Raw genomic sequence first — 24,982 nt, forward strand, 5'->3', positions numbered from 1 at the left:
CAATTTAATCAAAAGGATGGTAAAGGCAGATAATATTTGCCATAGAGAAATAATATGTGGTTAGATACCGACCTCAACAAATTTATATTCTATACTATCAAAAATATTTTGCAAAGTAAATTTTGCATTATCGGTTAAATCAATTTCTAACATTTATTTTCTGTGATTTCTAGCCAATAGATTCTCTTTAACAACAGAAAATTTTGTTAATTTTCCTTGTTTTATTTGCTCTTTACTTTAAAGAATACCAGCCTTTACATGTTCTGGGAGTTCCTCGCAAAAATCGTTTTCCTGAAACGTAATTTTTGCCTTGATAGCTTGCGCTATTTCAAGTAGCATATTTTTATACTGTTCTTCAGCCTCAATAACTACCCCCATAATAAATGTTTTTACAAATATACAAATTTTTCAAATCGATTTTTTGTCGATACAAAAAACACTAGAAACAAAAAAATGCTCCAATAGTGCTTTATCAAGGCAAAAAAGGAGCATTTTTTTATACGATATTTTTCCTTATTCTATTGATAATTAGAAGGTAACAAGCCAACTAATATCGTGTTTTCTAATCTTTAATCAAACCACAACCGGGTTCTACGGGTTCAGGTGGTACAATTAAATATCGTGTTTTCTAATCTTTAATCAAACCACAACCAATCTAATAGTTGTTTTAAAAGAAGTCCAAATATCGTGTTTTCTAATCTTTAATCAAACCACAACGACACTTGTAGCTTAGTTCCGTCATCTGTTAATATCGTGTTTTCTAATCTTTAATCAAACCACAACCCTACGTGAGCTTTTGATAAATCAATCCTAAATATCGTGTTTTCTAATCTTTAATCAAACCACAACCAGGAACTACCATTAGTGAATTTTATACCGAATATCGTGTTTTCTAATCTTTAATCAAACCACAACAATATTCTATCTCTATCAGAAACCGCAAAGAATATCGTGTTTTCTAATCTTTAATCAAACCACAACTGTTAAAGGAGTTCCACCTATTGAAATTCTAATATCGTGTTTTCTAATCTTTAATCAAACCACAACTTCAATGTCACGAATGAACTAGGTTCGCTTAATATCGTGTTTTCTAATCTTTAATCAAACCACAACTATATTTGCATAACAATTTAATTATACAAAAATATCGTGTTTTCTAATCTTTAATCAAACCACAACTACGGCTTACAAGCTTGAAATTGACGGTAAAATATCGTGTTTTCTAATCTTTAATCAAACCACAACGGTAATTTCCATTTTCGTCATGATACTCGGAATATCGTGTTTTCTAATCTTTAATCAAACCACAACAGGGTTGAATGCAAAAGAGTGGTATTTTTAAATATCGTGTTTTCTAATCTTTAATCAAACCACAACAGGAACTATAATAGACGCCAATCTAGCCTAAATATCGTGTTTTCTAATCTTTAATCAAACCACAACGTTAGCCATTAGTTAGGAGAAACCGCCAATAATATCGTGTTTTCTAATCTTTAATCAAACCACAACGTTGTAGTTGATCTGTTTGCCGTATGTGGCAATATCGTGTTTTCTAATCTTTAATCAAACCACAACCGATCTTAGAGAAGCTATTGACGCTATTGAAATATCGTGTTTTCTAATCTTTAATCAAACCACAACGTCAATACCGTAGTATCTTCAATAAGTTCGAATATCGTGTTTTCTAATCTTTAATCAAACCACAACTACGGTATCACAAGCCATTTCGGGACGTGGAATATCGTGTTTTCTAATCTTTAATCAAACCACAACCGTTTTTAGTTTAATATTTTGTTATTATCCAATATCGTGTTTTCTAATCTTTAATCAAACCACAACCAAACATTACGCTATATATCGCAGGCAGAAAATATCGTGTTTTCTAATCTTTAATCAAACCACAACATTCGTAGAATTGCCGACATAGTGCATGAAAATATCGTGTTTTCTAATCTTTAATCAAACCACAACTGAAAGTTACTGCATCCCTGCTGGGCGGATGCCATAACTTTCAGTTGTGGTTTGGCTGTTTAAGAAAATGAAAAACTGAATGTCAAAGAACTACTAAAAATTATATTTTTTGAAACTTTCCCGAAGGCAAAACCTTAAAATCAATTCCTTCAACAAATGCTGAAAACTGACTATGATTCATTTTTCTTGTTGGTTTTATTTCTCCTAACTTATAAATTCCATCAGGTTTAAAATTATCTTTTTTAATTTCATCAGATTTTCTAGCTTCTTTAAAATATCTTAAAGTGATTACACCGTATTCATTAACACTCCCACTTACACTTGGTATTCTTTGTATAGAAAGACCTTCAATAATATAAATTCTTCCTTTAAAATCAATTATTTCAGTAATGTCTTTTGGCTTTTCTATTTCTTTATCATAAAAAATAACCTGTTGCCCTCTTTTTAAAACTACATCACGATTATTACTTTTTGCAATCGGAATTTGTACTTTTTTACCTTTAAGTTGCTTTTCTTTATTTAATGGATAATTTCCTTGACCTTGTTTAATTAGTTTTGCTAAATTGAAATTATTAATCAACTCAAAATCTCGTTTACCATATAACTCATAAATAGCCATACAATAATTCTCGTCATTCTGTCCATAGACTTTTTGCTTATGCTCGTGTCGAGATTTTGATAATGCACTATGCTCTTTAATTTCTAATGGATTCTTTACTGAATTGGCATACAATCTAACCTTGTTTATTGGAATTCCTTTTTCTTCATTCATCCAAACTTTTTGATTCTCGGCAAGTTTATTTTTTTGTTGTGCATTTGATGAAATTAATAAGACTTTATTTGAAATAGCTTCTTTCACTTTTTCTTTAACCATTTCATCAACAATATTCTCAACATCAGATGCTTTGATACTTTCTAAATCTTTACGAATTACATAACGTATTTCTTCGGTATTTAATGGGTTTTTAATCGCTCCATAAATACTATCTTGATGTAATGAACCTCGGATTGTATCACCTTGTTGCAATCTCGAAATTCGTTTTCCGTCTTTATCAAGCTTGAAAATTATTTTTTCGTTAGCATCTTTTTGAACTATTACTTTTCCATTTACATCTTTAATGGTTTCTGAAACATATTGCTTTTTACCACGAATTCTGACAATTTTTTTAGATTGCTTTTTGACGTTATCTGGTGTGTAATGAGATACTAAAATTTCTTCTTCTATCTTTTTTAAATCTTCTTTAAAGGTTTTCCAAGGTTTAGAATCCGCTAATAGCTTTCGTGCTTCGGCAAGTTGTCCTTTATCTTCTTGTGTCCAAGCATTGGCTAAAGCATCATATTTCTCTTTTGTCATACAAGCAATTGTAATCGCATCGATTGTGTGGTGCGTATGTTTGCTTCTATCTTTTTCGTGAAAATATTTTTTATCATTTTCTTGAAAACTCTCTTGAATTCCCCAAATTTTTCTAAACTCGGCAACCATTCCTCCTTTTACAGATTCAACTCTCTTAAAATAGGATTTCAAATAGGCTTGCGAATATTTTGTAATGATTCCTGTATCTGGTATTTGGCTGTTTTTGAAACCAACTTTTGGTTCTTCCCAAATAAATCGATCAAATTTTCCTTTTAAATAATCTCTTTTTAAAGTTAAATAATGTCTTCTTCTTATTTTCTTATCTTTAAGTTCTTTGGTTGCAGCAGCTTTAATAGAGCGAGAAATTATTTCAATTTCTCTTGTAAAATTATCTGATTCTTCTTTCCAATGTGCAACTCGCAATAGAATTTCTTTATGATTTGACAATTCAAAAGGCATTTTATTCCCTTTAATATTTCTATTGAACTTTTGACTGCAAAGTGTTTTGTTCATTTGAGAATTATCTTGTGAACGACTTCTTGGAACAGTGTGTTCAAAATCATATTTTGGGTCAGTTCCTATTATATCACAAATACTTATATTTCTTCCATCTTCATAAATTTCTTGTTTATTTTGCTCTAACCAAAGCTGATAACGCAATAAATCATCTTCTGTTGGTTCAATCTCTTTTTTACACTCTTCAAAATATAACTTTCTTATATCTTTGGCGAATTCTTCTCGATTCTTTTTATTTTCGTTTTGATAATCTTGAATTCCTTTTCGTTTATTAGCATCATTCAATTCACGAGCCATTTCAATATGAATAATGGTTTTTTCATCAACTTGTCCGTCAAAAATCAAAGTATTCAATACTTTTCGCAATTGATGTAAAGCCCGCATTGCCATTGGATTTTTTATAGATGAAGTTCGCGGACTTCCTAAAACTACTTTTTCATTTCCGAATTCGTCTTTTATGATTTTCTTTTTAAAAACCTCTATATCTGATGGATGATATAGCTTATTTATTCGCTTTTCATTTGTACAAAATATTTCGCCATCGTCGTTCTTACCTTTTATAAAATCTAAAACTTTTTCATCTAAACGACTGATTTTTACATATTCATACTTTATTAATTGCTCGATTAGAATAGGAAATAATTCATTTAAAAATGATTCTTTGTCCAATTCAATTTTATGGAATTTAAAAAAAGGAATTAATTTTTTATTCAAATCTGATTTGTAGATACTTTCAGCTTCTTTAGAATAAAAAGCACCTACAGTTTTACACTCTTTAATCAAACTATTAATTACTTCTAATTGTCCGTTTTCATAAGTATGATTTTCAATTATTTCGGCTATTTTATCTTGAATAAATTTTCTTTGATTGCCATCATTCCATATAGATTCATCAACAATACTTTCAATATTTGCCATAAAAACTCCGTGAGAATATAATAATCCTTCTTTTACATAGGGCAAAATCTTGGTAATTGCATTTAAACTCAAACTTGCAAAATCCTTTTTTAATCGAATTTTACTAAATGCTTTTGCATTTTTATCGTCCAATCCTAATTTCTGCTTTGCATATTGAAACAAATAAATATCCGATGTTGAAACAGAAAGCAAATGCCATAAATCTTTATAATCTACAGTACGATTAACTTCAATTCCTTTAGCATTTTTAGATTTGTATGAAATTATTTTGGTTTTCCAATCGTCTCCAAAAATATTTTTTAAAGATGCCGAAACTGGACTTGCAGCAACCGTATCATAGGGTTTGTAATTAAACAAATAATTAACTTCGTTGGCTTTTGATGATTTATAAAAATTAAATGTTTCTCCTTTTGGAATAAGTTCCTTCGCTAAATCTTCAAAATTAAAATTGTCTTTTTTTCTTAAAAATTTCGGAATTAAACTTTGCTTTTCTTCTAGAGATAAAAATCGTAACGTTTTTTCAGATTGCGTTCCAATTTTTATGGTGTTTAAATAAGTCCACATTCTATATTCTTCAAAATCTGGGTGAGAAATTGCGCAGCGAGTTTTACTTTTTTCAAATGAACATTTGCCAATTAATCCTTTCTGGGATTTTAATGGTCGTTGGAAAAATATAGCTTTATATAAATCTTTAGCTAATCCATTGTATTTTTTTTCTGGCAGCAGCTCGTCAGCTATGATTTCTCCAATTCCTTGTATCTTACAAATTATATTAAACTCTTCAAGGTAATGTTCTTCTCTAGAAGTATATTGGTTTCTAATCTTACTTTTATTGTATAAACTAAAGAAATATTGACCTAATGTTTTGAAATCTCCATCAATCATAGCTTGGGAAATGTCTTTAATTTTGCCTTTTACCTTCCCTAAATCTTCTTTCCTATTTAATCTTGCAATAATTTCTTCTTTAGCTATAATAAACTTATTTTCATTCCTTTTAACTATACCTAAAAGGGCATTATATAAAGTTCGTAATTTGGCTTCACCTTCGTCTAACTCTTTTTTGAAACCCCCTTTGTTAGTTTCATCAAGAATTCCAACATTAAAAAAATAATCTTTTAATTCTATTAGAATTTCAGTATTAGAAATTGAATCCTCAATTAATAAAGTAATTTGAGGACAATGTTCTTCTAAAATTCCTTCAGCAGATTGATCCAATCGATTACTTAAAAAACCTCTTCTTTGTGCAATATGATATAAAGCTCTACCAAATTCAAATAATGAAACTTTTTGCTTACTTGCTCTATCTCTAAAAACATAAGGATTTATATTCTCCTCTTCATCAGTTCTTAGCCATTTCAAAAATTCAGGATTTAATGGATATTGTTTGAAACCCGATTTTTTCCATTCTTCCACTTCTTTAATTGATAATGGGCACATTCCATTAATTGAAAGAACTTTTAATGTTTCATACTTTCGCAATTTTCTTCGGTATTTTAATTTTCTTGCACTTCTAAAAGCTGTTCTTTCGGCAGCACGAGAACTTTCAATACCTTTTTCTGATTTTACGCCCTCCGAAAATATTCTAACACCTTTATCTACTAAAGAAAAATCGTTACTATCTTTATCCACAATCGCCCATCCAATCGAGTTCGTCCCTAAATCTAATCCTAATATTTTTGTCATGTCAATCTCTATTTTGTAAGAATTTTTAAAGCTACGGCGAAAATAATTAGCCTCCTTACGGTTTTCCTCATTCAAACCTAATTATTTTTTATTTATATTTGTAACTGATTAAAATTTCTAATCTTTAATCTTATCACAATAAGGCTATATGCCGTAGATGAAAATCTTTAGTCCTGCTTCGGTGGGACTTTTTTTATTTAATGAAGTTATATAAAAAACATTGTATATTAAAAATCATTGAAAATATACTCTAATTCAATTCGTATTATAAACAACAAACGTCTAATTTAAATCCCAAAACCCTAGCCCTGATTACTTCACTAAACATTTGTTTTCATAGGAGTTCAGTGAATTTCATTTGCAGCGGCATCCTTTTTTATTCGCCTTTTCGGCGAACAAAAAAGATACATCGAATAGCAGGAAATTGCTTCAAAAAAAACTTTTTTTTAACATAAAACGACTATAAATAAAGGATTTATTTTGTAATTTCATGCTCCTTTACTATCTTTCGTGTTCGATAAAAAAATAGAAACCTTACACATTGAAAAAATGTTAGAAGAAAAGAATGATAACCTGCTGGAAGCAGATGGAAATTTAGAAAACAATTCCGTTGAATCAAGTCAATCCAACACTGAAGTTTTGGAAAAAACAGCATTGTCTGAGCCTATTGATGTGCCTGCAGAAGAAAATGTTGTTATCCCTTCTAATGAAGAATTGCCAGAAACTGCACCTATTGCAGAAACTGAAAATCAAACTGCACTCGATGCAATTGCCGAAACAAATGCCGCCGAAAGTGAAGATGAAACGCTAAAAGAGCGTCACGACATTCCGATGCAGGATTATGACACACTGTCTCTTGAAACACTGGTAGAGGAACTGAAGAGTTTAGTTTCCAGTGAAAAAGTGATGTCTGTAAAAGATCATATTGAAGAAATTAAAAAAGCATTCTTAGCCAAATACAATCATCTTATTGAAGAGAAAAAAGAAGAATTTCTTGCAGAAAATCAAGATCCAAATGAAGAATTTCAATATCACTCTCCATTAAAAACACAATTTGACAAATATTACTCTCTTTTTAGAGATACTAAAAATACACATTTCAAAAGCTTACAAACGAATCTAAAAACCAATTTAGAAAATCGATTGGTGATTGTTGAGGAACTAAAAGAGTTAATCAATCCGCAGGAAAACATCAAGGACACCTTAAAACATTTTAATGATTTAAGAGAGCGATGGAAAAATGCAGGACCAATTCCTAAAGACAAATACAATCACGTTTGGAATAATTTCCATTTTCATGTAGAAAATTTCTATGACTATTTGCATCTTGACAGAGAAGCAAGAGACTTGGATTTCAAACATAATTTAGAGCAAAAACAAAAAATTGTCGCACGTGTTGAAGAATTGGTAAAAGAAACCGATGTCAACAAAGCGTTCAGAGAATTACAAGATTTACATAGAATCTGGAAAGAAGACATTGGGCCTGTTTCTAGAGAACATCGTGATGCCATTTGGAACAAGTTTAGTGATTTGACCAAACAAATGCATGATAAACGCGAAGTTTTATTCGAAAATCAAAGAGGAACGGAACTTGAAAATTTAGAAAAGAAAAAAGAAATCATTTCTAAAATTGAAGTTTTAGCAACTGAGAAAGTGAATGCTCATTCGCAATGGCTGACTCAAATAGAAAAAGTAGAAGCGTTACGTACTGCTTTCTTCTCTGCCGGAAAAGTACCATCGGATGTAAATGAGGAAACTTGGGCTAGTTTCAAAACTGCTGTCAGAAATTTTAATTCTTTCAAAAATTCGTTTTACAAAGACATTAAGAAAGATCAAAACGACAACTTATGCAAAAAAACGGCCCTTGTTGCAAAAGCCAAAGAATTACAGGAAAGTACTGATTTTGCTGCGACTACTCCCATCATGAAACAAATTCAGGATGAGTGGAAACAAATAGGACATGTGCCTAGAAAATACTCAGATAAAATCTGGAAAGAGTTTAAAGATGCCTGTAATCATTATTTTGACAAATTAAAAGAGCAAAAAAATGAAGAAAACAGTGAAGAAGTAGAAGCTTTTGACAATAAAAAAACCTACTTAGAAACGTTGAGAGAGTACCAATTGACTGGTGATCACAAGACAGATCTCGATGCTATAAAATTACACATCGAAACCTGGAAAAACTTTGGAAAAGTTCCTTTCCCAAGAAGACATATTGAAGGAAAATTCAATAAAATTCTGGATGCTCTTTTTGAAAAATTGAGTTTGAGTAAAAAAGACACTGATATGATACGTTTTGCCAATAGAATGGACAATTTATCAGAAAGTAATGATACTCGCAAACTGGATAACGAGAAGATATTCTTAATGCGTAAAATTGATGAAGTGCAGAATGAAATTTTCCAATTAGAAAATAACATTCAGTTTTTTACCAACACCAGAAATGCAAAAAAAGAAAATTCCATTGTATTAGAAGTTCGTAAAAACATCGCTATCCATAAAGAAAGCCTTGATGTTTGGAAAGAAAAACTAAAACAATTGAGAAATTTGAAAATAGAATAATTTTCAACAATAGTTAAAAATTAGAAACCTCGTTCTTAAATAGTTCGAGGTTTTTTTATGAAAATAAAGTAACGATATGATAATTATCATTTTAAATATTTAGCCGTAATGTTACTTTTGGTTATTGCTAAATGACTTTACCATGAAAAATTCCTTAATTCAAAAGTACAATGTTCCAGGGCCCAGATACACCAGTTATCCAACAGTTCCATATTGGGATGAAACTGATTTTTCGGATAAAATTTGGACCGAAACGCTGAAAAAATCATTTGCAGCAAGTAATAGTTCAGAGGGGATCAGTCTTTATATTCATTTGCCTTTTTGCGAAAGCTTATGCACTTTTTGTGGCTGTAACAAGCGTATCACAAAAAATCATGCCGTTGAAAATCCTTATATTGATGCAGTTTTGAAAGAATGGACTTTCTATTGTAAAATCCTTGGTGAAAAACCAACCATCAAAGAAATTCATTTAGGCGGCGGGACCCCAACATTTTTCTCTCCTAAAAATTTAGAGGATTTAATAAACGGTATTTTTTCCCATGCCAATAAAGCCAAAGACTATGAATTTAGTTTTGAAGGCCACCCTAACAATACCTCACACGAACATTTGCAAAAGCTCTACGATTTAGGTTTTAGAAGAGTGAGTTTTGGCGTTCAGGACTATTCAGAAAAAGTTCAAAAAGCAATTCACAGGGAACAGCCTTTTCATAACGTGGCAAAAGTTACGTTCTGGGCCAGAGAAATTGGTTATACTTCGATTGGTCATGATATTATTTTTGGATTGCCATTTCAGGAAATTGAAGATATTATCGATACTATTGAGAAAACAAAATCATTACAGCCCGACCGATTGGCATTTTATAGTTACGCCCATGTTCCTTGGATTAAAGGGAATGGACAACGCGGATTTAATGATGAAGATATTCCAAAGGATGAGAAAAAGCGAATATTGTATGAAACAGGTAAAAAATTATTGTATGAAAACGGGTATCGCGAAATAGGAATGGATCATTTTGCATTAAAAACAGACAGTTTGTATGACGCTTTTCAAAATGGTAAATTGCATCGTAATTTTATGGGCTACAGTTCCTCAAAAACACAATTAATGATTGGTTTAGGTGTTTCTTCCATCAGTGACAGTTGGTATAGTTTTGCGCAGAATGTAAAAAACTTGGAAGATTATTATCAAGTATTAGAATGGAATAAATTACCGGTTTTCAGAGGGCATTTATTGACGAATGAAGACCTCATCATCAGAAAACACATTCTGAATTTAATGTGCCAATTTGAAACTTCCTGGAAAAACAAAGAGGGTTATTTCAATGAAATTCCAGACGTTATACTTCAGTTGAAAGAAATGGAAAACGATGGATTAGTAATCCTTAAAGACTATAACATTGAGGTTACAGAAAAAGGGAAACCTTATGTTCGTAATATTTGTATGGCATTCGATTTACGTTTGAAAAGAAAAGCACCGGAAACCGAATTGTTTTCGATGACAATCTAATAATCCCTAATCTTACAAAATAAAAAAGCACGCTGAATAGCGTGCTTTTTATATACTAAACTATAAAAAAATTAGTGACAATTCGGATCGGCTTGAATAAACAAACTCATATTAGATGGAGAAATGTAAGGAATTCCCAATCCCAATCCTCTTAAAATAAATAAACAACCAATGCATACCGCCACATAAGGAATCGCTTTTTGGATTCTATTTCGGACAGGCACCGTTAAAAATGAATTAATATACACGACACTGCTCATCATAGGAACGGTTCCTAATCCGAATAATATCATATATAAAACACCCAGACTTTCACTCTGCATGGCAATAGCCCCAAACAAGGCGACATAAACCATTCCACAAGGTAAAAAACCGTTGAGTAAACCAATAGTGAATAATGATTTGTAACTCTTGTTTTTAAACTGACTTCCTAATGCTGTTTTTATTTTAGATATCAATTCAAAAACAGGTTTTGAAAAATTATATTTAGCAAAAAGTTTATTCGGAGTTAAAACTACAATAATCATGGCTACGCCAATGAATATGGATAATTTCTGTTGTAAACCAGCCATAAAAAATCCTTTTCCAACCAGCCCAAAAACAAATCCAATGGTGGCATACGCCGTTAATCTTCCTAAATGATAGGTAATAATTTGGGTGACTTTTTTAGTCTGGTTATTTCTATCAACGGGTAACATCATAGCAATAGGACCACACATACCAATGCAGTGAAAACTACTTATTAAACCGAAAATAAAGGCAGTGTAAAGCATTTTTTTAGTCTAATGTCATAAAGTCAAAAGTCTTAAAGTCAAACGATGGACTTTATGACTTTTGACTTTATGACTAATTGATATATATCGTTTCTTTGGACAAATAGGATTTTCCCTCATATTGCCATTCCATATTAATGTCCCAACGACCGCCTGCCAAACTTTTTTTAGGAATGAGCAAAGTAGGATTAGACAACGAAATTGGAATTTCAAAATCTAATTTTTTGTTAGACGGTCTGTAAAGGGACACTTTTCCTTTAATGTTTTTCGGAATGAATACATCTGGAAATACAATTAGAATTCCCTCTGAAGTAGTCGTTATTTTTGGCTTTTGAGCCAAATTTTGTACGTTTTGAATCCGTCCCATTTCATCTCCAAAATGAGCATCATGCTTGTAATATTCTTCTACAACCAGCTCATTATCATATTTTGAATCGGATTGAACTGTAAAAACAAAATACAAAATGAAGGTCATAAACAAACCAAAAGCAATAACGATTCCTGTTCCCCAATTAATCCCCCTGGCCCCCGAAGGGGGAACTGCTGTTAGAGTATTTAAATCTTTTATATTATTATTTTCCATGTTTTGTACAAATTAAAATTCTATTCCCATTTTCCTTTCCTATTAGAGTTCCCCCATCATGGGTTAGGAGATTTAATCAAAACTTCGAGGGCTTAAAAAACTTGTTGTGCTGGTTTCAATTTTTTTATCCCCATTATAAACCTCGATTTTCAATTTTGTTTTATCGCTGTCCAATACATTTTGATTGATTTCAACAAACAGTGTTCCTCCATTCATCCCTTGTTTCGGTACTTTTAAAGCTTGTTTACCAACTACTTTTAAAGCTCCTTTTATACCCACTAATTTGAAATTAATATCATTAAAATCAGTATTGGTTTTATTGATAATTTTAAAAGTATAAACATTACTGATATTATCCCCTTTGTGTTGAAACAATTGTCCTGGCAACCTCAAAATACTGGCTTCGACATCGGAACGTAAAAACAATAATCCAATTAAAATTCCTGTCAAAATAAACAATACAGCGGAATAGCCTTTCATTCTGGGCGTGAATTTGAACTTGACTTTTTTCTCAATTTCATCTTCCGAAGCATAGCGAATCAGTCCTCTAGGTAATCCCACATTGTCCATAATAGTATCGCACTCATCAATACAAGCGGTACAATTAATACATTCCATTTGCGTCCCGTTCCGAATATCAATTCCGGTTGGACAAACGTTCACACATTGTTTACAATCAATACAATCTCCTTTTCCTGTTGCGGCTCTATCCTCCTGTTTATTAAATTTAGCCCTACCAACTTCTTTTTCACCTCGAACAAAATCATAGGCTACATTTATCGATTTATCGTCTAATAAAACGCCTTGCAATCTTCCGTAAGGGCAGGCAATAATACAAACCTGTTCTCTAAACCATGCAAAAATAAAATAGAAAACTCCCGTAAAAATCAATAAAGAAACCAAGGTGCTTACATGGTTTTCCGGTCCTTCTTCAATCATTAAAAACAACTTATCGCTACTGATAAGATAGGCAAGAAAGACATTGGCAATAAAAAAAGAAATGATCAGAAATATAGACCACTTAAATCCTTTTTTCCTGATTTTCTCTGCATCCCATTCTTGTTTTTCCAATCGGATCTGAGCACCACGATCGCCTTCAATCCAATATTCAATTCTTCGGAAAACCATTTCTAAAAAGATGGTCTGCGGACAAATCCATCCGCAAAATATACGTCCAAAAATTACCGTAAAAAGGATGACGAAAACGACGCCAATAATCATAAAAAGAACGAAAAGATAAATATCTTGTGGCCAAAATGGAAATCCGAAAATATTAAATCTTCTTTCCAATATATTGAACATCATAAACTGATTGCCATTTATCTTTATAAAGGGATTAGCAACAAGAACAATCAACAAAAAATAACTGACCCATTTTCTATAATCATGAAACTTTCCTGAAGGCTTTTTTGGAAAAATAAATTTTCTGTTTCCTTCTTCATCAATCGTTCCGATGGTATCTCTAAAAGCTTCGTCTGGTAATTTTGACATTTTTTTTATTTTAAACACAAATTTTATTCATTTTTATAAAAAATTTAAAAGCTAAATAAAATTCGTGTTTTTACTTTTTATTTAACCGCTACCGGTACATTTTCATCCACCCATACTTCCCCTTCCGGTGCTTTTGGATCTACAGGATTACTTCCCTTCAATGATATAATGTAACTGGCCACTTTTTGCATTTCTTTTGGTTTCAGCGTTCCTTTCCAAGCAATCATTCCTTTTCCATCCCTACCGCCATTTACCAAAGTATGGAATATGTTTTTTATGCCACCACCTAAAATCCATTGATCGTCCGTTAAGTTTGGTCCAATTTGCCCACCTCCGTCTGCTCTGTGACAGGCAGCACAATTCGTTGTGAAAATTTCTTTCCCTTCAGCTAAATCCGCAGGTTCTATTGACAAGGTAACTGTTTTTTCATCCATTAAATCTGGAGCCGTTTTCATATATTCCGCAATATCAATTTTGGCTTGAGCAACTTCTTTTTTAAGTTCCATTTCCTGATTATCAGCCCCTAATACTTCATATTGCACCATATAAACAACCCCAAAAACGATACAAGCATAAAATAAATACACCCACCATGTCGGTAAATTATTATCTAACTCTTTGATGCCGTCATAATCATGTTCCAATAACAATTGATCTTCATGCTCTAATGACTCGGATTTAGTCACCCTTTTCATCAGATTTTTGTACCATTCACTTTCCTTGAAGCCTAACTCATTTGCTGAATCCAACTTTAATTTCTGTTCTTCTGTCAATAAACTGTATGTAATAGTATCGACTGCACTCAACGTAATTTCTATCGCTATCAGTAAAAAAAGAAATACGAATAAGAAGATAGAAACCATAGGAAACTTTATAAAAGCAGGTCTATCTCCTGAGTCAATAAAATATTCCATTGCCATAAATACAGCAAAGAAAATAACTGGTACTCTAACGTATGCTGGAATTAATTTTTTCATTTTCTGAATTTTAAAAAATTATACTATTTAATTGTCTCTCAATGGAATTTGACTCAATTCATTAATCGTTTCTTTCTTATAGGAGAATACCCATAAACCGAGACCTACAAAAAAGACGAAAAAAATTAATAATGATAAGATGGGATATATCGCCACACCTTCAATAGTTTCCATATTGTGTTTTATTTGTTCGAACATGACTTTTATTTTTTAGCAGTATCTTTTACTTTAATATCGGTTCCAAGTCTTTGCATATAAGCAATCATCGCTACAATTTCTCTTTCGTTCATTGGAACAAATTTTTCTCCTCTTGCTTCCGCTTTTTTCTTGCTTTCATCATAGCTTTTTACAAAGTCAGGATCGTTTTTCAAGCTTTCTTCAATTTCAATAGCTTGTTTTCTTAAATCATCTAAACCACTTGCAACCTGAGCTTCTGTATAAGGAACACCAAGTGTTACCATGGCTTGCATTTTCTTTTGAGTTAAAGAAATATCCATTGGTTTATTGGCAAACAACCATTTGTAACCTGGCATAATTGAACCTGCTGATATACTTTGAGGATTCCAAAAGTGGTTAAAATGCCAATTGTCATTGTATTTTGCTCCAACTCTTAATAAATCCGGGCCCGTACGTTTTGAACCCCAAAGGAATGGATGATCATACACGAATTCCCCTGCTTTAGATTGTGGTCCATAACGTTCTACTTCACTACGAAAAGGACGAACAGACTGCGAGTGACAACCCACACAACCTTCACGAATGTATAAATCGCGACCTTCTAATTCTAATGGAGAATAGGGTTTTACACTTGCAATTGTCGGGATATTTGATTTTACCATAATCGTTGGTACAATTTGGATAACCCCACCAATTAAAATAGCGACTGTTGCTAAAATGGTTAACTGAATCGGTTTTCTTTCTAACCAAGGGTGAAATTCCTCCCCTTTTACTCTTCCTGCACTAATTTTCAATAATTCTGGAGCTTCTGCTAATTCGTCTTCAATTTTAGAACCTGCTCTTACTGTTTGAATAATATTATAAACTAAAGTGAACATCCCAATTAAGTAAAGAGTCCCACCAATAGCTCTCATCCAATACATTGGCATGATTTGAGTTACTGTTTCAAGGAAGTTACCATAGGTTAAAGTTCCGTCTGGGTTAAACTGTTTCCACATAGATGCTTGCAAAAAACCTGCAACATACATTGGAATCGTATATAATATAATCCCTAAAGTACCAATCCAAAAGTGAAAATTAGCTAACTTAAGGGAGTACAAACTACTTTTGGTCATTCTAGGAACCAACCAATATATCATACCAAAAGCCATAAATCCATTCCAGGCTAATGCACCTACGTGAACGTGGGCAATAATCCAGTCCGTATAATGCGCTATAGCATTCACATTTTTCAGCGATAACATCGGGCCTTCAAAAGTAGCCATTCCGTAACCTGTAATCGCCACAACAAAGAATTTCAAAACTGGCTCTACACGTACTTTATCCCAAACTCCTCTCAACGTTAAAAGTCCGTTTATCATACCACCCCAAGATGGCGCAATCAACATAATAGAAAAAGCAACTCCTAAATTTTGTGCCCAGTTAGGCAATGCTGAATATAATAAATGGTGCGGTCCAGCCCAGATATAAATAAAAATCAACGACCAAAAGTGAACAATTGATAATCTATAAGAATATACCGGACGATTCGCCGCTTTTGGAACAAAGTAATACATTAATCCTAAGAAAGGTGTTGTCAAGAAAAACGCAACCGCATTATGACCATACCACCATTGTACTAAAGCGTCTTGAACTCCTGCATAAACAGAATAACTTTTCATACCAGAAACCGGCAATGATAAACTATTGAAAATATGTAAAACCGCAACTGTTACGAATGTTGCCAAGTAAAACCAAATCGCAACATACAAATGGCGCTCTCTACGTTTTAAAATGGTTCCAATCATATTGACACCAAAAACAACCCAAATTAATGCTATTGCAATATCTATTGGCCATTCTAATTCGGCATATTCTTTTGAAGAACTATAACCCAATGGCAATGATATGGCTGCAGCGACAATAATTAATTGCCAACCCCAAAAATTAAGATTACTCAAAAAATCACTGAACATCCTAGCTTTTAACAATCGCTGCAACGAGTAATAAATCCCTGCAAACATTGCATTTCCAACGAAGGCAAAAATAACTGCATTCGTGTGTAAAGGTCTTAATCGACCGTAACTCAACCACGAAATTCCATCAGTTATATTTGGAAAAAGAAACATGAAGGCCAATGTAAGACCCACTAACATTCCTACCACTCCAAAAACGATGGTCGCGTAAATGAATTTTTTTACAATTTTGTTGTCATAATAAAACTGCTGCATTTCCATAAATTAAAATATTAAATGATTGAAAAATTTAAAGATTATTGTTGAAAATTATAAAGTCGTTGGACTTTTGACTTTAGGCTTTTCAACTTTAGACTGAATTAGTTCATCGTCAAAAAGCATTCTGACCGATGGTGTATAATCGTCGTCATACTGGCCTGTTTTTACAGCTCGTATAAAAGCAATAAAAAAACCAATAGCAACTATTATACTGATGGAGATTAATAAATAAATGACACTCATACCTTAATTTGTGTTAACAAAGTTACTTTTACGTTTTGGAGTAAAATATGACATTTGTCATACTTTTGATACATGTTAAACTTATGTGAAATAAAAAACTTACATAATTCTATTTTTTATTTGCATAATAACTACTCATCACCGTTACAAAACTCACAATAGTTATGGTACTTAAAGGCATTATAATTGCGGCAACTAAAGGCAATAAATTACCTGTAATGGCAAATGATAATCCCACCACATTGTACAATAAAGACAATGCAAAACTCATTTTGATGGTCGTTATGGAATTCTTGGATAATTTTAAGAAATAGTTCAATTTTTGAAACTCATTGGCATCCAAAATCGCATCACAGGCTGGAGAAAAAACATTTACATTTTCTGAAATTGAAATCCCAACATTACTTTGTGCCAAAGCTCCGGCATCGTTCAATCCATCACCCACCATCATTACATTTTCACCTTCCTCTTGTAGTTTTTTAATGAATTCTAATTTTTCTTCCGGTTTTTGATTGAAAATTAGTTCCGTTCCCTTAGGCAATAGTTTTTCCAAAACAGAACGCTCCCCTTCATTGTCCCCAGACAAAACTTTGATTTGATATTTACTGCTTAAATTCTTGAAAAGCTCCTCTAACCCATCTCTATATTGATTGTTGAAAATAAATTTTCCATAATAAACACCGTTAATTTTTATATGGACAGAGGTATTCCCCTCCCCGACCCTCCCCGAAGGGGAGGGAGACGATACGGATAAAGGAGGTACGCAAAATTCTGCCGAACCAATTTGAATTATATTCCCTTCTATTTTTACTTTAATTCCTTTCCCTGTAATCTCTTCAAAATCATCTATTTTTAATCTTTTCATTTCAGGTAAAAAGTCATACAGCATTCTACTCAATGGATGGTTTGATCCACGAAGTGCGTTTTTTATCAATATTAAATTTGTATCTGTCTCTACTGTTTTTTGCTCCCCTCCTTCGGAGGGGTTGGGGGAGGATTCATAAGATATATTCGATTTCTTATTGGCGGTAATAGTACCTGTTTTGTCAAAAACTATGGTATCTACTTTGGCTAATTGCTCTATAACCAAAGCGTTTTTTAGATAGAATTTCTGTTTCCCTAAAATTCGCAATACATTCCCAAAAGTGAATGGCGCCGTCAATGCCAATGCACAGGGACAAGCAACAATTAGTACAGCCGTAAATACATTGAACGCAATATTAGCGTCGATAAAAATCCAATATACAAATCCTGAAAAGGCAATTAACAATAAAATTGGCGTGAAATAGCGACTAATTCGATCGGTTATGGTTTTGTGTTTTTGTTCTACATTTTTTTGGAACACATCATTACTCCATAATTGCGTCAAATAACTTTGTGAAACGGAATGTAAGACTTCCATTTCTATTACTTTACCAATTTGTTTTCCACCAGCAAATACTTTATCCCCCGATTGTTTGGTAACGGGAATAGCTTCCCCAGTGACAAAACTGTAATCAATCTCCGCTTTTTCGGAAATTAAAATCCCATCAACTGGAATGAGTTCCTGGTTTCTAATGAGTAATCGGTCGCCTTTCTGAACTTCGTAAATAGCCACACTTTCTTCCGAAGCATCCGTATTAATTTTGGTAATTGCTATTGGAAAATACGATTTAAAATCCCTTTCGAAACTCAAAAAACTATAGGTTTTGATTTGGAACATTTTGCCCAAAAGCATAAAGAATATCAATCCTGTTAAGCTGTCGAAGAAACCAGACCCGTAGTCCATCACAATATCAAACGTACTTCGAATAAACATTACAATAATTCCTAAAGCAATCGGAATATCGATATTGAGCATTTTAGACTTGATACTTTTATAGGCTGAAACATAATAACCACTAGCCGAATAAAAGAAACTGGGTAACGCTAAAGTAAAAATCAGCCATCTGAAAAAACCACGGTATTGGTCTAACCAATATTCTTTTACTTCAAAATATTCAGGAAACGAAAGCAGCATGATATTTCCAAAACAAAAGAAGGCAACACCTAATTTATAGGTTAAACTTCTATCAACATTATTACTCCCCATTTCATAGTTTTCTAAACTGATGTAGGGCTCATAACCAATAGAACTCAACAAATAAACAATGTTTTTGATGGAAACCACTTCCGGATTAAAAGTGATTCGGACTCTCTTTTCAGGGAAATTAACCTGAGAAGTGCTTATTCCTTTTTGAAGACGCTGTAGATTTTCCAAAATCCAAATACACGAGCTACAATGTATATGAGGAATACTAAGTGAAATAATAGCAGTTGAATTTTCTTCAAATTCCAAAAGTTTGGATACAATACTCTCATTATCTAAAAAATCATATTTACCATTAATTTCTTGCGGGGTTGCTCCAGGGGATTTTTCAAAATCATAATAGCATGTCAAATCATTGAGGCTAAAAATCTCGTACACGGTTTTGCAACCGTTGCAACAAAAATTTTTGGCATCAAAAATAATTTCATCTTCTTTTATAATATCTAATCCACAATGGAAACAGTTTTGTGTGTCCATAAATTTGCTCATTTTACCTGAAACAAAGGTGACAAATTGAATGAGTTAAAAATATGATATATGTCATATAAATGTCTAAATTTGTAATAGATTTAAAATACCTTCCAATATGAGCAAATGCGAACAATGTATCGTTAGAGAATTTAGCTCTTTAAAAGCACTTACTAAAGACGAATTACTACAACTTTCTGACTGCAAAACATCTTACACTATTAAAAAAGGTGAAGTGATTTTTGAAGAGGGGGAAAACGTCAATGGTATCTATTGCGTTAAGGATGGTATTTGTAAGCTCACAAAACTGAGTCCGAATGGTAAGGACCATATTGTGAAATTAGTAACTAAAGGAGAATTATTAGGTCAACGTTCCATGATTAGTGACGAACCTGTAAATCTAAGTGCTGTTGCTCTTGAAGACATGGAGGTTTGTTTTATTCCAAAGTCGGAAGTAATGAGTTTCTTTGATAAGAACAATCAATTTTCGATGAATGTGATGAAAACTATTTGTGGTGATCTAAAAGAAGCTGATGATAACATGGTTAATTTAGCCCAAAAAACAGTAAAAGAAAGATTAGCAGAAACACTTCTTTATTTACACGATACTTTCGGAAAAAATGAAGATAACTCCTTAAAAGTCCAACTTTCAAGAGACGAATTAGCTAGTATGATTGGCACAGCCACAGAAAGCTGTATCCGTTTACTATCTGATTTTAATAAATTAGGACTCATTGAATTGACCGGTAAAAAGATAGTTTTGAAAGAAATCAACAAACTGAAAAAAATGGCGGATTATGACCCAAAATAAAGTGTTCAGTATTTAGTGTTCAGTCTAATCTCTACGCTCATATGCAAAACTTCAATCCCGACAGCAATTGTCCAAAAGTTTTCGTGATAACATTTAAAAAACACCTACAAGGTTTAATACCCATAAGTATCTCTATTAACGTTTATTACTGATCACTAAATACTGATCACTGAACACTACTTAAAGACGCTTCGCTTCTTCCCAAAAAACATCCATTTCTGCCAAAGTCATATCCATCAATGGTTTTCCTAATTCTCCCGCTTTACTTTCTAAATATTGAAAGCGTTTAATGAATTTTTTATTCGTTCGTTCCAAAGCATCTTCAGGGTTTACATTTAAAAATCGAGCATAATTGATCATCGAAAATAAAACATCTCCAAATTCGGCTTCAATTTTATCCTGATCACCGGCTTCAACCTCAACTTGTAACTCTTCTAATTCTTCCTGTACTTTATCCCAAACCTGATGCGATTCTTCCCAATCAAATCCTACCCCTTTTACTTTATCCTGAATTCGGCTGGCTTTTACTAATGCGGGTAAACTTTTGGGAACTCCTTCAAGAACTGATCTTTTTCCTTCCTTGAGCTTCAGTTTTTCCCAGTTTTGCTTTACTTCTTCTTCATCTTTTACTACTACATCACTATAAATATGTGGATGACGATGAATTAACTTTTCGCAAATTTCATTACATACATCAGCCATGTCAAAATCGTTCGTTTCGCTTCCTATTTTAGAATAAAAAACAATATGCAATAACAAATCCCCTAATTCTTTTTTGACTTCATTTAAATCATTATCTAAAATAGCATCGCCTAATTCGTAGGTCTCTTCTATGGTAAGATGACGCAACGTTTGCATGGTTTGCTTTTTGTCCCAAGGACATTTTTCCCGCAAATCGTCCATAATATCTAATAGTCTTTCGAAAGCTTGCAGTTGGTCTTGTCTTGAATTCATAAGAAATGGTTTTTTGGTAAAAATAAAAAAATCCTGTCCAGAAAAATAGCTGAACAGGATTAAATAGTATTTTAAAATAGAAATTACTCTTTTTTAGCTTTTGCTTTTTTTGCTGGAGTTTTCACTTCTGCTATTGGAGTTTCATCAGCAACAGCAACAAGTTCTTCAGCAACTGGTGTTTCTTCTGTTGTAGCCAATTCTTCATCAGTAACTAACCCTTTTGCCTGAAGCATATTATACCAGTTTAAAACTTTCTTAATATCTGATGGATAAACTCTTTCTTCATCATAATCAGGTAAAATTTCTTTGAAATAAGCTGCTAAGGTAGCATTCTCTTCTTTATGGGAGATTGCTTGATCTTTGTTTTCTTTATCAGCAATTTTTTGCATGATTTCAGCTAATGGTTTTTCGCCTTCATACGTATAAATAGAAATCTCAGATAATAAACTCACATTGATTTTTAAATTCACTGTGATTTTTTTTCCGTCTAATAATGATTCCGCAATAAACCCAGTACGCGTTTGTACTCTTAATACATATAAACCCGGTTTCCCGGAAATGGCTAATATTTTTTCTAAATTCATGTTTTTTTGTAATTATTTATTAAGAATTTGACTTATTTATTTTTTCATTTAAAACCAAAAATCATACCAAGCAAAGCTATAAAAAGAATTTTATCTTCCTTTTTTACCAAAAAATTTCATTCGGTACTCTTGGAATGTTTTTCCTTCCAGAATGTTTTTCAATTTCTTTTGAATCAAACGTTTTTTTAAGGACGAAATTTTATCTGTAAACAAAATCCCTTCAATATGATCGTATTCATGTTGGATTACTCTGGCGATTAATCCGTCAAAAACTTCAGTTTTCATTACAAAATCCTCTTCGCAATACTCAATAGTTATGGTTGGATTTCGATATACATCTTCACGAACATCAGGAATGCTTAAACATCCTTCGTTGAAACTCCACTCTACACCTTCTTCTTTTATCATTTTTGCATTGATAAAAGTTTTTTTGAATCCTTTCAATTCTTTTTGTTTAGCATCTTCTAAATCTTCATCATCACTAAAAGGAGTCGTATCGATTACAAATAAGCGAACTGCTAATCCTACTTGCGGTGCAGCAAGTCCCACACCATAGGCATTATACATCGTTTCGTACATATTGGTAATTGTTTCTTTCAAGTTTGGATGTTCTGGTGAAAGAACTTCCCCTACTTTTCTTAAAACAGGATCACCATATCCTATAATTGGTAAAATCATTATTGTTGTATTAAGTATTATCTACTGAAAATCTAAATATAATCGAGTTTAATTCAGTTTGCAAAAATAGTAAAAAAATAGACAATGAATAATCCTCCATTGATAATTAGCTAATATTTACAGTTTAGTTTAAAAGACCTCTGTTTATCCTTTGAATAATTCGTACAATTCTTACCTTTGTGTGTAATCCAATTCTATGATTTACAAAATCCGAAAATTTACCGACAGCACTTATTTCACCAATGCTTTAAAAGTAACAATAGCAGCGGTTATCCCCGTTTTACTTTTTTCTTTTTTTGGTAATTTTGAAATGGGTTTTACAATAGCACTTGGGGCATTTTTCACGTATCCGAGCGACATTCCAAGCAGTCTAAAGCATAAAATCAATGGTGTTCTGGTTACTGCTTTACTAGTTGCGGGTGTTAATTTGTTAGTGAATATTGTGTATCCCTATTCTTGGATTTTCTATCCTTTTCTAGCTGTGTTAATTTTCCTTTTATCAATGATTTCTGTCTATGGGCAACGAGCTACTATGGTTTCTTTCTCCGCTTTACTTGCAGTATCATTGGCATTTGCAAATATAAATACAGGCTGGGCAATGGTACAACATTCGGGCTTAATTCTTGCCGGAGGTTTATTCTACCTCACCATTTCGCTTACTTTTCATTACATCAGACCCCATCGCTATGTCGAATTACAAATTGCAGAATGTATCAGACTTACGGCAAAATATTTAAAACTAAGAGGTGATTTATGGACCATTAATGCTGATAAAAAAGCAATTATTGAAAAACAATTACATCTTCAGGTAGAACTGAATACCATTCGCCAAAATATAAGAGAAGTACTTATTAGCAGTCATACTAATTCCGGTTCTTCTAATCAAAACCGAAAAATGCTTATTGTTTTCATTTCATTAATCGAAATACTGGAACTTGCATTATCCACGTCTTTCGATCATGATAAACTACATCAAAAATTTGACGATCATCCAAAGGTGTTACTAACCTATCAAAGCTTGGCTTACAATCTTGCAGTAAGTTTAAAACAAGTATACAAAAGTGTACAAAACCGAACCAAATATGTTTCTAAACACAATTTACTTGGGGATTTGAATGCCTTACAAGTTGCAATTACAGAATACGAAAATGACTTAGGAAAAGTTGCCGCTTCTGAAGGTGTTTTCATGCTGACGACCATGCTTCAATATGCCGAAAAACAAGTCGAAAAAATAAAAATTGTAGAACGCGCATTTACCTTAGCTATCAATTCACTGGATTTTAAAGGCAAAGATAAAGACTTAGAGAAATTTCTAACGCCACAATATTATCCTTTGAGTACTCTGATTGAAAATCTCAGTTTTTCTTCTACTATTTTCAGACATTCCTCACGACTAACCATAACCATTCTGATTGGTTTTATCATTGGTAATGTACTGCCTTTTCACAATGTATACTGGATTTTGTTGACTATTATCGTAATCATGCGACCTGGGTATGGCTTAACAAAACAACGTTCTTTTCATCGAATTTTTGGAACTATTTTAGGTGGATTAATTGCATTTGGAGTTCTTTCATTGGTACACAATAGCATTGCAATCAGTATTTTTTCGATTCTTTGTATGCTTTTGGGATTCTCCTTTACGCAAACAAATTATAAAGTCAGCGCAACATTTGTGACCATGTATATTGTTTTTATTTATGGAATATTAACTCCTAATATTACCGATGTTATTCAATATAGAATTCTTGATACTATTGTTGGAGCGGCTTTAGCATTTCTTGCCAATCACTTTTTATGGCCTTCATGGGAGTTTTTAAATATCCCCATCTATTTGGAAAAATCTATTAAAGCAAATGAAAATTACCTGAAGGAAATCTCTATTTTTTATAACAAAAAAGGAACTATTTCTACTTCCTACCGATTAGCCAGAAAGAATGCTTTTATCGAAATAGGCAATTTAATGGCTTCTTTTCAAAGAATGATTCAAGAACCCAAATCAAAACAAAAACAACTACCGCAAGTATATAAACTGGCGATACTCAATCATTCCCTGCTTTCGGCTTCAGCATCATTGGGAACTTACATTCAATCGCACAAAACAACATCGGCTTCAGAGGCATTTAATGTTGTGGTAGATACTGTAATTAAAAATCTGGATAACGCTATTGCGCTTTTGAAAGAAAATGATTTAGATATAAAAGAAAATCTGCCAAAAGAAGATTTAGCAATGCGTTTTACGGAGTTAAAAAACATTAGAGAAAAAGAATTAAAAGAAGGTATTCCTATTGATGAGGAAGCATTTCAATTGAAAATGCAGGAAGCCCAATTGGTTATAGAACAGCTAATCTGGTTGACCAATTTATCCAAAAACATTCTCAAGACAACAAAAGAATTAATGGATTCCTAAAATCAAAAAGCGCCGGAATTAGATTGAATATCTAAAAACCA

General features: G+C 32.5%; 17 protein-coding genes and 1 CRISPR repeat array. Of the genes, 4 read left to right on the top strand and 13 right to left on the bottom strand.

The window, feature by feature from the left end:
• Positions 1-237: 237 nt before the first annotated feature.
• Entirely contained in the window at positions 238-378 is a 141-nt protein-coding gene (locus tag FNW38_RS17460) for a hypothetical protein (RefSeq protein ID WP_185963109.1), read from the bottom strand.
• Between the two features lie 171 nt (positions 379-549).
• A CRISPR array of direct repeats spans positions 550-1,971; the repeat unit is 36 nt; unit sequence AATATCGTGTTTTCTAATCTTTAATCAAACCACAAC.
• Positions 1,972-2,071: 100 nt separating this feature from the next.
• A complete protein-coding gene (gene cas9 / locus FNW38_RS07375; protein ID WP_144066660.1) occupies positions 2,072-6,442 on the bottom strand; it encodes a type II CRISPR RNA-guided endonuclease Cas9 in 4,371 nt (1,456 codons plus the stop codon).
• Positions 6,443-6,991: 549 nt separating this feature from the next.
• On the opposite strand from cas9, the gene FNW38_RS07380 reads away from it, so the two are divergent.
• Both FNW38_RS07380 and hemN read left to right on the top strand, forming a co-directional pair.
• Entirely contained in the window at positions 6,992-9,004 is a 2,013-nt protein-coding gene (locus FNW38_RS07380; protein ID WP_144066661.1) for a DUF349 domain-containing protein, read from the top strand.
• Between the two features lie 142 nt (positions 9,005-9,146).
• The gene (gene hemN / locus FNW38_RS07385) at positions 9,147-10,511 is read left to right on the top strand and encodes an oxygen-independent coproporphyrinogen III oxidase (protein ID WP_143386695.1); all 1,365 of its coding nucleotides are present in this window, start codon (positions 9,147-9,149) and stop codon (positions 10,509-10,511) included.
• Positions 10,512-10,582: 71 nt separating this feature from the next.
• Here the strand turns inward: hemN and FNW38_RS07390 are convergent, their stop codons facing one another.
• The 8 genes from FNW38_RS07390 to FNW38_RS07425 all read right to left on the bottom strand — a co-directional run bounded on the left by FNW38_RS07390 (position 10,583) and on the right by FNW38_RS07425 (position 19,513).
• Complete coding sequence (locus FNW38_RS07390; RefSeq protein ID WP_143386696.1) at positions 10,583-11,284, bottom strand: sulfite exporter TauE/SafE family protein; 702 nt, start codon at positions 11,282-11,284, stop codon at positions 10,583-10,585.
• Positions 11,285-11,357: 73 nt separating this feature from the next.
• A complete protein-coding gene (locus FNW38_RS07395; RefSeq protein ID WP_235890167.1) occupies positions 11,358-11,759 on the bottom strand; it encodes a FixH family protein in 402 nt (133 codons plus the stop codon).
• Positions 11,760-11,939: 180 nt separating this feature from the next.
• Positions 11,940-13,358, bottom strand: a complete 1,419-nt coding sequence (gene ccoG, locus FNW38_RS07400) for a cytochrome c oxidase accessory protein CcoG (protein ID WP_143386698.1) — start codon at positions 13,356-13,358, stop codon at positions 11,940-11,942.
• A 77-nt stretch (positions 13,359-13,435) separates the two neighbouring features.
• The gene (locus tag FNW38_RS07405; protein WP_143386699.1) at positions 13,436-14,335 is read right to left on the bottom strand and encodes a cbb3-type cytochrome c oxidase N-terminal domain-containing protein; all 900 of its coding nucleotides are present in this window, start codon (positions 14,333-14,335) and stop codon (positions 13,436-13,438) included.
• A gap of 27 nt (positions 14,336-14,362) precedes the next feature.
• Positions 14,363-14,533 (bottom strand): cbb3-type cytochrome oxidase subunit 3, encoded by a 171-nt coding sequence (locus FNW38_RS07410; RefSeq protein ID WP_131916349.1) that lies wholly within the window; start codon positions 14,531-14,533, stop codon positions 14,363-14,365.
• Positions 14,534-14,538: 5 nt separating this feature from the next.
• On the bottom strand, positions 14,539-16,728 hold the full coding sequence (ccoN, locus tag FNW38_RS07415; RefSeq protein WP_143386700.1) for a cytochrome-c oxidase, cbb3-type subunit I: 2,190 nt from the start codon (positions 16,726-16,728) through the stop codon (positions 14,539-14,541).
• Between the two features lie 48 nt (positions 16,729-16,776).
• Entirely contained in the window at positions 16,777-16,968 is a 192-nt protein-coding gene (gene ccoS / locus FNW38_RS07420; RefSeq protein WP_143386701.1) for a cbb3-type cytochrome oxidase assembly protein CcoS, read from the bottom strand.
• 109 nt (positions 16,969-17,077) lie between these two features.
• A complete protein-coding gene (locus FNW38_RS07425) occupies positions 17,078-19,513 on the bottom strand; it encodes a heavy metal translocating P-type ATPase (RefSeq protein ID WP_144064548.1) in 2,436 nt (811 codons plus the stop codon).
• A gap of 109 nt (positions 19,514-19,622) precedes the next feature.
• Here FNW38_RS07425 and FNW38_RS07430 point away from each other — a divergent pair, with 109 nt between their 5' ends.
• Positions 19,623-20,315 (top strand): Crp/Fnr family transcriptional regulator, encoded by a 693-nt coding sequence (locus FNW38_RS07430; protein WP_143386703.1) that lies wholly within the window; start codon positions 19,623-19,625, stop codon positions 20,313-20,315.
• Positions 20,316-20,495: 180 nt separating this feature from the next.
• Here FNW38_RS07430 and mazG read toward each other — a convergent pair whose 3' ends face one another.
• The 3 genes from mazG to def all read right to left on the bottom strand — a co-directional run bounded on the left by mazG (position 20,496) and on the right by def (position 22,531).
• Entirely contained in the window at positions 20,496-21,269 is a 774-nt protein-coding gene (mazG, locus tag FNW38_RS07435) for a nucleoside triphosphate pyrophosphohydrolase (RefSeq protein ID WP_144064547.1), read from the bottom strand.
• An 83-nt stretch (positions 21,270-21,352) separates the two neighbouring features.
• Positions 21,353-21,853, bottom strand: coding sequence for a DUF5606 family protein (locus FNW38_RS07440; RefSeq protein WP_144064546.1), 501 nt, complete (start codon positions 21,851-21,853; stop codon positions 21,353-21,355).
• Between the two features lie 90 nt (positions 21,854-21,943).
• Positions 21,944-22,531, bottom strand: a complete 588-nt coding sequence (def, locus tag FNW38_RS07445) for a peptide deformylase (RefSeq protein WP_143386706.1) — start codon at positions 22,529-22,531, stop codon at positions 21,944-21,946.
• 196 nt (positions 22,532-22,727) lie between these two features.
• Here def and FNW38_RS07450 point away from each other — a divergent pair, with 196 nt between their 5' ends.
• A complete protein-coding gene (locus FNW38_RS07450) occupies positions 22,728-24,941 on the top strand; it encodes an FUSC family protein (RefSeq protein ID WP_143386707.1) in 2,214 nt (737 codons plus the stop codon).
• The last annotated feature ends 41 nt before the right edge of the window (positions 24,942-24,982 follow it).

The organism is Flavobacterium gawalongense (assembly GCF_007097265.1).
Taxonomy (GTDB): domain Bacteria; phylum Bacteroidota; class Bacteroidia; order Flavobacteriales; family Flavobacteriaceae; genus Flavobacterium; species Flavobacterium gawalongense.

Coding starts and splice junctions, on each gene's coding strand:
- FNW38_RS07405 (WP_143386699.1), bottom strand. CDS start 14,335: ATGAAAAAATTAATTCCAGCATACGTTAGAGTACCAGTTATTTTCTTT.
- def (WP_143386706.1), bottom strand. CDS start 22,531: ATGATTTTACCAATTATAGGATATGGTGATCCTGTTTTAAGAAAAGTA.
- FNW38_RS07450 (WP_143386707.1), top strand. CDS start 22,728: ATGATTTACAAAATCCGAAAATTTACCGACAGCACTTATTTCACCAAT.
- FNW38_RS07440 (WP_144064546.1), bottom strand. CDS start 21,853: ATGAATTTAGAAAAAATATTAGCCATTTCCGGGAAACCGGGTTTATAT.
- ccoN (WP_143386700.1), bottom strand. CDS start 16,728: ATGGAAATGCAGCAGTTTTATTATGACAACAAAATTGTAAAAAAATTC.
- ccoS (WP_143386701.1), bottom strand. CDS start 16,968: ATGAGTGTCATTTATTTATTAATCTCCATCAGTATAATAGTTGCTATT.
- FNW38_RS07425 (WP_144064548.1), bottom strand. CDS start 19,513: ATGGACACACAAAACTGTTTCCATTGTGGATTAGATATTATAAAAGAA.
- FNW38_RS07390 (WP_143386696.1), bottom strand. CDS start 11,284: ATGCTTTACACTGCCTTTATTTTCGGTTTAATAAGTAGTTTTCACTGC.
- ccoG (WP_143386698.1), bottom strand. CDS start 13,358: ATGTCAAAATTACCAGACGAAGCTTTTAGAGATACCATCGGAACGATT.
- FNW38_RS07395 (WP_235890167.1), bottom strand. CDS start 11,759: ATGACCTTCATTTTGTATTTTGTTTTTACAGTTCAATCCGATTCAAAA.
- cas9 (WP_144066660.1), bottom strand. CDS start 6,442: ATGACAAAAATATTAGGATTAGATTTAGGGACGAACTCGATTGGATGG.
- hemN (WP_143386695.1), top strand. CDS start 9,147: ATGAAAAATTCCTTAATTCAAAAGTACAATGTTCCAGGGCCCAGATAC.
- FNW38_RS17460 (WP_185963109.1), bottom strand. CDS start 378: ATGGGGGTAGTTATTGAGGCTGAAGAACAGTATAAAAATATGCTACTT.
- mazG (WP_144064547.1), bottom strand. CDS start 21,269: ATGAATTCAAGACAAGACCAACTGCAAGCTTTCGAAAGACTATTAGAT.
- FNW38_RS07410 (WP_131916349.1), bottom strand. CDS start 14,533: ATGTTCGAACAAATAAAACACAATATGGAAACTATTGAAGGTGTGGCG.
- FNW38_RS07430 (WP_143386703.1), top strand. CDS start 19,623: ATGAGCAAATGCGAACAATGTATCGTTAGAGAATTTAGCTCTTTAAAA.
- FNW38_RS07380 (WP_144066661.1), top strand. CDS start 6,992: ATGTTAGAAGAAAAGAATGATAACCTGCTGGAAGCAGATGGAAATTTA.